Annotated in this window: 8 protein-coding genes and 1 pseudogene; 8 read left to right on the forward strand and 1 reads right to left on the reverse strand. The window is 52.0% G+C overall.

The window, feature by feature from the left end; translation table 11 throughout:
* The first annotated feature begins 1 nt into the window (after position 1).
* Together C5O24_RS01710 and C5O24_RS01715 are read left to right on the forward strand one after the other, a co-directional pair.
* The gene (locus C5O24_RS01710) at positions 2–964 is read left to right on the forward strand and encodes a Gfo/Idh/MocA family protein (protein ID WP_107036435.1); all 963 of its coding nucleotides are present in this window, start codon (positions 2–4) and stop codon (positions 962–964) included.
* A complete protein-coding gene (locus tag C5O24_RS01715; RefSeq protein WP_240604871.1) occupies positions 961–2,097 on the forward strand; it encodes a DegT/DnrJ/EryC1/StrS family aminotransferase in 1,137 nt (378 codons plus the stop codon). Before C5O24_RS01710 ends, C5O24_RS01715 begins: the two co-directional genes overlap by 4 nt.
* A gap of 65 nt (positions 2,098–2,162) precedes the next feature.
* Here the strand turns inward: C5O24_RS01715 and C5O24_RS01720 are convergent, their stop codons facing one another.
* Positions 2,163–3,443: a M64 family metallopeptidase gene (locus C5O24_RS01720; protein WP_107036434.1), complete on the reverse strand. Its 1,281-nt coding sequence runs from the start codon at positions 3,441–3,443 to the stop codon at positions 2,163–2,165.
* A 392-nt stretch (positions 3,444–3,835) separates the two neighbouring features.
* On the opposite strand from C5O24_RS01720, the pseudogene C5O24_RS14435 reads away from it, so the two are divergent.
* The 6 genes and pseudogenes from C5O24_RS14435 to C5O24_RS13730 all read left to right on the forward strand — a co-directional run.
* Positions 3,836–4,042 (forward strand): annotated as a pseudogene (locus C5O24_RS14435) (helix-turn-helix domain-containing protein).
* Positions 4,043–4,082: 40 nt separating this feature from the next.
* Entirely contained in the window at positions 4,083–5,012 is a 930-nt protein-coding gene (locus C5O24_RS01730) for a Dam family site-specific DNA-(adenine-N6)-methyltransferase (protein ID WP_107036433.1), read from the forward strand.
* Positions 5,009–5,734 (forward strand): HNH endonuclease, encoded by a 726-nt coding sequence (locus C5O24_RS01735; RefSeq protein ID WP_107036432.1) that lies wholly within the window; start codon positions 5,009–5,011, stop codon positions 5,732–5,734. The genes C5O24_RS01730 and C5O24_RS01735 overlap by 4 nt, the downstream gene beginning before the upstream one ends.
* Before the next feature lie 245 nt (positions 5,735–5,979).
* Positions 5,980–8,631 carry a DNA mismatch repair protein MutS gene (gene mutS / locus C5O24_RS01740; protein ID WP_107681367.1) on the forward strand — a complete coding sequence of 884 codons (2,652 nt, stop codon included), beginning with the start codon at positions 5,980–5,982 and terminating at the stop codon, positions 8,629–8,631.
* 865 nt (positions 8,632–9,496) lie between these two features.
* Positions 9,497–10,282: a hypothetical protein gene (locus C5O24_RS01750; protein ID WP_133165432.1), complete on the forward strand. Its 786-nt coding sequence runs from the start codon at positions 9,497–9,499 to the stop codon at positions 10,280–10,282.
* Between the two features lie 2 nt (positions 10,283–10,284).
* The coding region (locus C5O24_RS13730; RefSeq protein ID WP_133165433.1) for a hypothetical protein at positions 10,285–10,709 on the forward strand (425 nt) is incomplete at its 3' end.

Genomic DNA, 10,709 nt, shown 5'->3' on the forward strand with positions numbered 1-10,709 from the left:
GATGGAGAAGAATCAGAAACGGTTTGCGATCATAGGCGTGGGCGGGTATATCGCGCCGCGTCATCTGGCTGCGGTCAGTAGTGTGGGCGGCAGGGTTGTGTCGGCGTGCGACGTGTCGGACAGCGTGGGGATCATCGACTCATATTTTCCGGATGCGGAGTTTACAACCGACAGCAATGTCTTTTTTGACGGCCTGAAGGGTGGCCGGGCTGATTATCTGACGGTGTGCACTCCCAATTATCTGCATTGCGGGCATTCGGTGGCCGGGCTTGAGGCCGGCATGGATGTGATATGCGAGAAGCCGGTGGTGACCGGCGTGGCGGAGCACCGGCGGCTTTCGGAAGCGGCCCGGGCATGTGGGCGCAGTGTCAGCCCGATACTCCAGATGCGTCTTCATCCGGAGGCGGTGAGAATCAGGGAAAAGACGGCGAGCGGCACGCCGGGTGCGTGTCATGATGTGGAGCTGGTGTATGTAGCTCCGCGTGGCAGGTGGTATGCGGCTTCGTGGAAGGGCGATGCAGGCAAAAGCGGCGGTGTGCTTACCAATATCGGCATACATTTTATAGATCTGCTGCACTGGATGTTCGGCCGCCGGACGGGGATGAGGCTCCATCGGTCGGAGGCCGACTGCATATCGGGCGTTATGGAGCTTGAGCGTGCCCGGGTGTGTTTTTTTCTGAGTGTCAATCCGTCGCATCTGCCGGCCGGTCATTCGGGAGCGTGCCGCAGGCTGTCGGTTGATGGCGATCTGTTTGACTTTTCGACCGGTTTTGCCGATCTTCACGACCGCAGCTATGGTGAAATCATGGCCGGCAGGGGTTTTTCGCTTGATGACACCCTTGAGGCCGTGGCCACGGTGGAGGCGGCGCGCTCGCTGGCGGTGTCGCCTCTTGTCGGTGAGTATCATCCGATGCTGAGGCATCTTATGGAGAGCCGTAAGTCTGACATATATCCTGCGGTATGATACGGATGGTGGATCTTTACGGGCAGTATCTTTCGGTGAAGGATGAGATTGATGCTGCCATGGGCGAGGTGATGAGGGATTGCTCCTTTGTGCGCGGTCCGCAGACGGCGCTGCTGGAGGAGGAGCTTGCGGCGTGGACGGGCGTAGGTCATTGCGTGACGTGCGGCAGCGGCACCGACGCTCTGCTGCTGGCCATGACGGCCATCGGCGTGGGAAGTGGCGACGAGGTGATTGTGCCGGCGTTTACGTTCGGGGCAGTGGCCGAGACCGTGGCCATGCGTGGCGCCACTCCGGTGTTTGCCGATGTGGATCCGCTGACATTCAATATCGACTCGTCGAGCGTCGAGCGTCTGATCTCTGGGCGAACGCGTGCCGTCGTGGCGGTGCATATGTTCGGGCAGCCATGCGATATGCCGCCTTTGTTTGAGCTTGCGCGTCGTCACGGTTTTGTGGTGGTGGAGGACAACGCCCAGTCGCTTGGCGCCCGCTGCAGGTCAGAGTCGGGAGCAATGGCCCGTGCCGGCAGTGTGGGGCTGATCGGGTGCACATCGTATTTCCCGACAAAGGAGCTTGGCGGCTATGGCGACGGCGGTGCGGTGATGACCGACGACGGTGAGCTGGCGCAACGCATAAGGATGATTGCCAATCACGGCCAGAGTCCGAAGTACAATTACCTTACGGTGGGGATTAATTCACGTCTTGACACTCTGCAGGCGGCTGTGCTGCGCGTGAAGCTCCGTCATCTTCATGATTGGATCGAGGCGAGGATAGCCGCTGCGGAGCGTTACGATGCGGCTCTGAAGGGCGTGGCCGGCGTGGAGTGCCCTGTGAGAGCCGGTGGAGTGGCTCATGTCTATCACCAGTACACGCTCCGGGTCGACCCCTCTTTGCGCGACGGTCTGAGGGCGTTTCTGGCCGACAGGGGCATAGAGTCGATGGTCTATTATCCTTCTTTGCTTAACGATCAGGAAGCATACCGCGACATCAGCCGCTGCGACGGGGATATGCGCGGGGCGCGGCGGTTGCCTGCAAGCGTGCTGTCGCTTCCGATCTGCAGCCATATCGGGGTGGCGGCGCAGGCGCGGGTTATGGCGGCCGTCAAAGAATATTTTGGGGTCGCTGAAGCGCTCTGACAGCGCCCGATGCCGGATAGAGGGCAGAGTACGGAATGTGTGATTGTGACACAGCCGGCGGGCGGTCAGGGCTCGGTGTAGAATAGGATGAGGCGGCGCATGGCGTCGGTGCATGCGGGGCAGAACGAGGGGTGGGCGTTGGTGCGCATTCGGCATTGGTCGGCCGGACGATACACCCCCTTGAAAGAGTAGCCTCCGCCCTCGTACAGGCCTATGGGGTAGCGGTTGGCGTCGGCCACGGGTGTTGGCTGCGGCACGCTGTCGGGGATCAGCGCCTGCCACTTTGAGGGGAAGTCGACGAGGGTGGTGATGTTGGGCTCCCACGGCTCTACGTCGAGCGGATAGGTGTCGGACATGACATCCTGCTCGTAGAAGTATTCGTCGGCGAGTCCGCCGAAGCTGTGGCCGAACTCATGCACTACGACCGGACGCATGAGCGGGTGGCGCGCTGCGGTGAGCGTGTAGGAGTTGTAGATGCCTCCTCCGCCGTATTCGGGCGTGTTGGCGAGGATGATGATATGTTCGTAGGGTATGCCGCGGAGAGCGTCGTGAACTGCCGGAAGAGCCGATGTGGTCAGGTAGCGGTCGGAATAGAATGTGGAGAAATGCGATGAGAAGGCTGTCGAGCGCCAGTCGGAGAGCCGTGGCACGCTGACTCCCTCGTCGGCCGAGGGCGAGGCTACGGCCACGAAGTTGAATCGTTCGGGCATGGAGCGGAACGGTTCGTGGGCGAGGATTGCCTCAACGGCCTGCGCGGCATGGGTGTAGAATGAGTCGGTCTGTTCGGCGGTGTAGCCTTCGGCGAGAATTGCCACGTCGATGGCTTTGTCAGTGTCGCCTCCGCGGTGGATGTAGCGGTGGGGCTGCGGCGTGGCGTCGGGTCGTCCGACGAGCTCGTCGTCGGGTCGGTAGATATGGCTCATCGATGCCATGGGCCTGTGGCGCGAGTCGAGGAGGCTGATGGTGATGCGTGCCGAGTCTTTTGGTAGCGGCACGAGAAATACGTTGGACATGGCCTTTGGCGTGGTGAGAGCTTCGGGCGTGGAGAGCCATTCGTGGAAGAGCGACGAGAAGGTGGTGGTGTAGAGCGTGTCGCCGGTGGCGGGATCGGTGACGGTGACCGATCCGTTGCCTGAGAGAGGCATTCGGTCGAGCCGTGTGCGCCGTCCGGCCCATCCGGCTGATTTCGACGACGATGCGAGGTAGACCCCCTGGCGGGAGGCGTCGCCGGCGAAAATGTAGTCAAGGCGCAGTGTGGAGTCGCAGAAATGGCGGTCGAAGTCGTCGGCCGAGGCTGTGAGAGCCGTGGCGGCCAGAGCTATGAGAGTGTGACGTAATGATAACATAAGTAACTCTTAAAAATTAGTTGATATTATGGAACTCGTCAGTAACCCATGGTTTGCTGCGGTACTTTTTGATTTTGTCCGGTGCTTTTTGCTTTCATCCTCAGTCGTGTAGCTCGCTACACGCCATCGTCTTCAAGCGAAAATCACTCGAACAAAATCAAAAATTACCAGCAGCTAATTTTTGCGAGTTACTTAGTGATGATTTTGCAACAAAGTTACGACAAAAGAGTGAAACACGGAAAGATATAGTGATAGAATTGATTTACAGGAGTCTTGGTTGAACCTGCGCTTCATAGAAATCAGAAGCAAGTCTGTAACTTTTTGAAGATTAGATTCGTCTATGTCATATAATTCTAATATCTTTGCGCCAAACTTTATATTTGTTGAATAACATGGTTAAATTAAATCGTTTAAAAGCAGTTCTTGCAGAGCGGGACAAAACCAGCAAGTGGTTAGCAGAACAAGTAGGCAAGTCTGCTTGTACTGTTAGTAAATGATGTAATAACATTGTTCAGCCTGATTTGAATACTCTTGACAAAATAGCAACTCTACTTGAGGTTGACAGGCGTGATTTATTGACACCTTCCAATCAAGAGTAAGTTATGACTTTTTCTTTGGAAGATCTTAGTCTTCAAATAAATGAACTTTTTCATACAAATAAAAACAATGAATGGTAGTGTTCCACATATAGTTCAATATCAAGGTTCGAAGAGAAATCTTGCACCACAAATCTTGCCATATTTCCCGCAACGGTTTAACCGCTTGATTGAGCCTTTCGCTGGAATGGCGGCTATAACAATTGCCGTATCTAGACTGAATAAGGCCCAATCATATCGTCTCAACGATCTCAATACACCTCTTGTAAGTGTGTTGGAGGAAGCTATAAACAACCCCCAACGCTTACTTGATGATTATACACGGGTTTGGAGTGAGCAATTGACTTATGAGGAAGGTGGTGTTGCACACTATTATAAAGTTCGTGATGATTTTAATAATGGCAACCAATGCGCAGCCAACATGTTATACTTATTGGCACGATGTGTAAAAGGCTCTGTTCGATATGGTAACAATGGACAATTTAACCAATCTCCTGACAAAAGAAGAAAAGGAACGTCACCTACTAATCTTGCGAGGAATATCTTTCGTATTTCGAATTATTTAAAGAATAGAACTGAATTTTCTTCAATAGATTATAGAGAAGTGTTACAAATGACTAATCCTGGTGATATTGTTTATATGGATCCCCCGTACCAAGGTGTTTGTGCTACCAGAGATAGCCGATATTTTTCAGGCATAAACTTCGATGAATTCGTAGAAAGCTTAGAAGATCTCAACAGAAGAGGCATAGATTATATCATCAGTTATGATGGAAGTTGTGGAGATAAGCAATATGGTAATGATTTGCCGAATGAACTCGGGCTTAGAAAGGTAATGCTTAACGCTGGTCTTTCCAGTCAAGCCCTGTTATTAGGGAAAAAAGAAGTTACTTATGAGGCTTTGTATCTAAGTCCAAATCTCCAGAATGTGGCACAACCAAAAGTACAAGAACAATTAGTATTCGCATTATGAAATATCCAAAAGACATACTTGATAAACTCAACGCAATTACAGACAAACGTCCAGCTACTGTAATTCAACATATTCTAAAACACAGCTTCATTACTACCGAAGAGCTTGAGAAGAATTACGGATATAAACATGCCCCAAGAGCGGCTAGAGACGTTAGGGAACGTGGTGTAAATCTTGTTACTTACACTGTAAAGAGCAGCGAAGGAAAGAGTATTGGAGCATACAAGTTTGGCGACCCCGTATTTGCGGACAATAAGTTGTCTAAGGTAGTAGGTAGGACCGCACTCTCAGAAGCCTTAAAAAAGGCCCTAATTGACAAGTATGGCTCGGTATGTTTCATATATCTTCAACCTATGGAAGAAAGATTGCTGCAAGTGGATCATCGCATACCTTATGAAATAGACGGTGAACAAGACGAAAATAACATTGACTGTTACATGTTGTTAAGCCCCTCTGCAAACCGAGCAAAATCGTGGACGTGTGAACATTGTCCCAACTGGACATCAAAAGATGTAGAAGTCTGTGAAAATTGCTTCTGGTCTCATCCTGAGAATTACACTCATATTGCAGGTAAAGATGAGCGAAAGATTGTTGTAACTTTTACAGACAACGAAATTGACGATTATGAACAGTTGATAAGTCTCGTTGGTGTCAAAAATGCCGAACAAACAATCAAAGACCTCGTTTCAAACTTTATAAACGAACAATCAAAAGAAGACTAATATGTGACAGCCTTACCCATAGCAAATGACTTCAGCAAATTCAGCAAATTAGACCTTTGTCGTAACTTCTTGCAACAAAGTTACGACAAAAATCGCGTTTTTTCAGTAATTTTGCCGTAAAGAAAAGCTGTGCTTGTCCCGACTTTTGCCGGCCGGATTATCGAACTATGAGTGAATGCGTCGGGCGGACAACCCTCGGGGATGAGCCATGTTAGAGAATCAAAGCAAGAAAGCAGACTATATCTATGGCACGTCCGATAGCCAAAAAGGTGACTGAAACGCCTCTGATGAAGCAATATATGGAGATGAAGCAGAAGCATCCCGACGCGGTGCTGCTGTTTCATGTCGGCGATTTTTACGAGACGTTCTCGGAGGATGCCATAACGGCGTCGGAGATACTGGGCATCACGCTCACCAAGCGTGCCAACGGCTATGCCTCGGAGGTGGAGCTTGCCGGATTTCCCCATCACGCGCTCGACACTTATCTTCCCAAGCTCGTCAGGGCCGGCAAGCGTGTGGCCATATGCGAGCAGCTCGAAGATCCGAAGCTGACCAAGAAGCTTGTGAAGCGCGGCATTACGGAGCTTGTGACGCCGGGTGTGTCGCTCAACGACAATGTGCTCGACCACAGGCAGAACAACTTCCTCGCAGCCATACACTTCGGCGAAGGGCGTACTCTGGGCGTGGCTTTTCTGGACATCTCAACCGGCGAGTTTCTGACCGCCGAAGGCGAGGCCGACTATATCGACAAGCTGCTGTCGAATTTCGCCCCGAAGGAGCTTTTGGTGGAGCGCGACAAACGCCGGCGGCTCGACGAGGTGCTGACGGGGCGCTATCTGACGTTTGATCTCGACGACTGGGTGTTTACCCGTGAGGCGGCCACCGACCGGCTGCTGAAGCAGTTCGAGACCGGATCGCTCAAGGGTTTCGGCATACAGAACATGCCTGCCGCCATAGTGGCATCGGGCGCGATACTCCACTACCTCGACATAACGAAGCATACCAACACGTCGCACATATCGTCGGTGGCACGCATTGAGGAGGACCGCTTCGTGAGGCTCGACCGCTTCACTGTGCGCAATCTCGAACTGCTCGAAGGTCTCGGCGACGAGGGCAAGAGCCTGATAAGCGTCATAGACCGCACTGTCACCCCGATGGGCGCGCGGCTGTTGCGCCGGTGGCTGCTCTTTCCGCTAAAGGATGTGCAGGCCATACGCGCCCGTCTCGACGTGGTGGAGTATTTCATGCGGCGGCGCGACAGCCGCGAGGAGCTGAAGACCTGTCTCGAACAGATAGGCGACATAGAGCGTCTGATCTCCAAGGTGGGCGTAGGGCGCGTGTCGCCCCGCGAGCTTGTGCAGCTCAAGAACGCTCTTGTGGCGCTCGAGCCGGTGAGACGCATATGCCTGGAGGCCGACGACCAGGGGGTGCATGCCATCGGCGAGCAGCTCAATCCGTGCGAGGGCGCCCGCGATGCGATAGCCCGCACGCTCCGCGATGACGCTCCGGTAGCTCTCAGCCGCGGAACGGTGGTGAAGGACGGCGTCGACGCCGAGCTCGACGAGCTGCGCCACATAGCCTATTCGGGCAAGGACTACCTGATGGAGATACAGGCCCGCGAAAGCGCGGCCACCGGCATACCGAGCCTCAAGATAGGCTACAACAATGTGTTCGGCTACTACATGGAGGTGACCAACACCCACCGCGACAAGGTGCCGCAGGAGTGGATCAGAAAGCAGACGCTCGTCAATGCCGAGCGCTATATCACCGAAGAGCTGAAGGTGTATGAAGAGAAGATACTCGGCGCCCAGGAGAAGATAGCCGTCATAGAGGCTCGCATATATGCGGAGCTCGTGGGGCAGGTGGCGCAGTATATCCACGCCATACAGCTCGATGCCACACAGCTGGCACGGCTCGACGTGCTGACGGCGTTCACCCGTCTGGCGATCGAGAACCATTACAACCGTCCGGTGGTGGACGATTCGCTCGACATCGAGATCACCGGCGGACGTCATCCGGTCATAGAGCGTCAGCTCCCCCCGGGCGAGAAGTATATAGCCAACTCGGTGAGCCTCTCGAACGACTCTACGCAGGTCATGATCATCACCGGCCCCAACATGTCGGGCAAATCGGCGCTGCTGCGCCAGACCGCCATCAACGTGCTGCTGGCCCAGACAGGCTGCTTCGTGGCCGCCGACAGTGCCCGCATAGGGGTGGTCGACAAGATATTCACCCGCGTGGGAGCCTCCGACAACATCTCGCTCGGCGAGTCGACCTTCATGGTGGAGATGACCGAGGCGGCGTCGATACTCAACAACATGAGCCAGCGGTCGCTGATACTGTTCGACGAGCTCGGACGAGGCACCTCGACTTACGACGGCATATCCATCGCATGGTCGATCGTGGAGTATATCCACGAGTACGGCGGCCTGCGGCCGAAGACACTATTCGCCACCCACTACCACGAGCTCAACGAGATGGAGCGCAATTTTCCGCGCGTGGTCAATTACAACGTGTCGGTCAAGGAGATCCAGGGCAAGGTGGTGTTTCTGCGCAAGCTCGAAAAAGGGGGATCGGAGCATTCGTTCGGCATCCATGTGGCCAAGCTTGCCGGCATGCCCCGCGCCATAGTGAAGCGGGCCGACGAGGTGCTGCGGCGACTGGAGCAGGCCAATACGGGCGAGAACAAAGAGCGCATCAAAGGCTCGCTCGCCGAGGGCGCGGCCTCACGCGGCGGCGATGGCGGCGTGCAGCTGTCGTTTTTCCAGCTCGACGACCCCGTGCTGACTCAGATACGCGACGAGATACTGGCCACCGACATCAACAATCTCACCCCGTTTGCCGCTCTGACGAAACTCCACGATATCAAGGCGATACTCACCGGCAAACCGTCGTGACGCCGCCAGCCTCCGGCGGTTGATAAACAGGAGACGCACGACAGAAGACGGCTCCGGTCCACACCGAGGCCGCGCTCTCCGCATTCCTTTCTATCCCCTCAAGGGTCTTTTCGGGCGATTACCGTCAAGTCTCATCGGTCACGATGCACGCATCGCTCCCTCCTCAACTGACGCAAATCTCTCCGAAAGTCCTCTTCGAGTGAATAGAAGTGAAATTCAAACATACTCTTAAAATAATTATTGCTGTCCGCTAAAATGACTACTTTTACTCATCGGTTGTATTTGTTTTTTTGCGAAACCAAAATAACCGAAAAAGGCTGACTTCTGCAATAGGTACAAGCCTTATTTTTATCCTGACTCAAAAAGTTTTATCAGACAGCAATAAATTTGAATACCTTGCCAATCGGATGCGGAGGAACTCCGATACAAGCACTCGCCCGGATTTTGTTTCCTTGTCCTCATACAATTCGTAGATGCCGGGACGTATGCCCATATCCCGATATGTGTTGCTCTCAAGCTGCCCGATACTGTTTAGACACTGTTTTGTGCCGATAACCTTATGGGGGTAGGCATCGTGCATACCTGTGACGATACGACCTACACCGTCGGTACAGAGTGCTGCGACATATCCGGGGATACACAGGCGACGCTCCTGCGGTTTGTCTTTACCGACACCTTTATACCCTTACCGACAACACCGAAATCCCGTTGATGCCATTTCCGACATACAAGGCGAGGTTTTCAACGATATTGAAATATAACACTTTACAAAATGTTTTTAAGTTTATTTGAAGTTTGGTACAAAAAACACGGTTTCGTGGAGAGTAGTTGTTGTAATTTTGCATCATAACTAAATGGAATGCTTATGAACGCACCTAAAGAATTTATAGACCTTATATATTCTACCGAAAATCAGCAGAATTACATCGGTATGGGTAATCCCAATGCTCGTATCCTTATTATTGGTCGTGAACCGGCTCACGACCTAAACACGGACATAGGTCGCGATGCTTTTCATCAAGACCAGGAACTCAACCGCTCAAACTGGAAGAACTTGTTTGAGAACAAACAAATTGAAGGCCGTTGTAATCCACGTAGACCTTTCCCGAATCAGAAATGCTTACGTGCTGACGGAAACAACGATGGCACCGCGACGACATGGGTATGGTACCAAAAATTAGTCGACCTAATTTGGGGTAGAGAGTATGATCGTCCGTATTCTCTTCGTCCACTTGACTTTCACGACTTCTGCTTTCACACCGATATTAGTGCTGCTGCCGCAAAAAACTTGGCAACTACCAACAAAGAAGCCAAGGAGGCATCGGTTAAAGAAAGAAGTCGCGAATTGTTCTCGCATCCATTCTTCAGGCAATTCCCTATTGTAATATTGGGGATAGGTAAAGACGTCGGTCAATCTGTACCTCTCGAATGGTGCGCTAAAGTTCTCGGCTTCCCAACCAACGAGGTTGAGAAAGCCTATAATGCCGACGAAAAAGAGCCGATGCTTTGGGTTAATCGTGATACCAAAGGGCACCGCACTCTTTTACATACGCAGTGTCTCTCTCAGCCCTCTTGGGAATATATTACAAAAATTCGCGACATAATCTGGTCAGACGGAAAATCCGATTTCTGCTGGCCTAAAGAATACTAAATATGAACGAACTTTTAAATCAAGAAATTGAGCCTCTATCCAATATTGAAGATAATTGGATAGAACTTGTAAATTGGGTCAATCCTACTAAGAATGTTGTTGAGCCTAAATTATCAACGTTTCAAGAAATAATTTTGCTATTTTATTACCTTGAAGGGTTACTTCCCAATAAACCGGCAAAATGCAGTGATTTTTTATTTAATAAATTGTATGCTACTATCGTAAGAAACTGTAAGGTAGAAATAAATAGTCTTTCCAAAGATATTTATTTTATGGGTAATCCTTGGAGGTTGTCATCTCCATTACTACAGTTTCTTGGAAATACAGGATGTTTACACTTTATTGAAGATGGCACTGTTTGGGAGGAACCTGGCGTTATGCTCGAATTTACTTATAGTAGATTGACCCCAACAGGTCTAAAGTATAT

The sequence above is a fragment of the Paramuribaculum intestinale genome (assembly GCF_003024925.1).
In the GTDB taxonomy this organism is placed as follows: Bacteria; Bacteroidota; Bacteroidia; order Bacteroidales; family Muribaculaceae; genus Paramuribaculum; species Paramuribaculum intestinale.